Raw genomic sequence first — 610 nt, forward strand, 5'->3', positions numbered from 1 at the left:
CCCCCGCCCTACGACCTTGGCAGGACCAGCCGGAAGGTGGCCCCGCGGCCCTGGCCGGGGTCGAGTTCCAGGCGGCCTCCATGGCCCTCGGCGATGGCTGCAGCGATGGCCAGGCCGAGTCCGGAACCGCCCTGGGCGCGTGAGCGGGACGGGTCGGCCCGGTAGAAGCGCTCGAAGACGTGCTCGGCCTGCTCCGCCGTCAGCCCCGGGCCCTCGTCCGCGACCTCGACGACGGCGACCCGGGTGCCGGGGAGGAACGGCCGGGTGGTGCTGACGCGTCCGGGCGCGTCCGTCCCGCCGACGCCGGGGCCGGCCGGGCCCTCGCCGACCCGGACGTGGACGCGGGTGCCGGCCGGGGTGTGGACGTGCGCGTTCGCCAGCAGGTTCTCAACGATCTGCCGCAGCCGGTGCGGGTCTCCCATGGCTTCCACGACGTCCAGTTCCCGGGAGCCGTCACCGCCGACTCCACCACCGAGGGGTTCCAGGTCCACCGGATGGCTCCCGCGGTGCATGACGGCAGTGCTCACGGCGTCCGCCGCCAGGGAGAGCAGATCCACGCTCTCGCGCTGGTAGGCGGGCCGCCGGTCCAGTGTGGCGAGCAGTTGGAGGT

1 protein-coding gene is annotated in these 610 nt (G+C 74.9%); it reads right to left on the bottom strand.

Going from position 1 to position 610, the window contains the following annotated elements; all coding sequences use genetic code 11:
* Positions 1 to 8: 8 nt before the first annotated feature.
* Positions 9 to 610: sensor histidine kinase (locus ACOV8S_RS27060; RefSeq protein ID WP_448321003.1), on the bottom strand; the 602-nt coding region annotated here is incomplete at its 5' end.

Source organism: Streptomyces sp. CO7 (assembly GCF_053474865.1).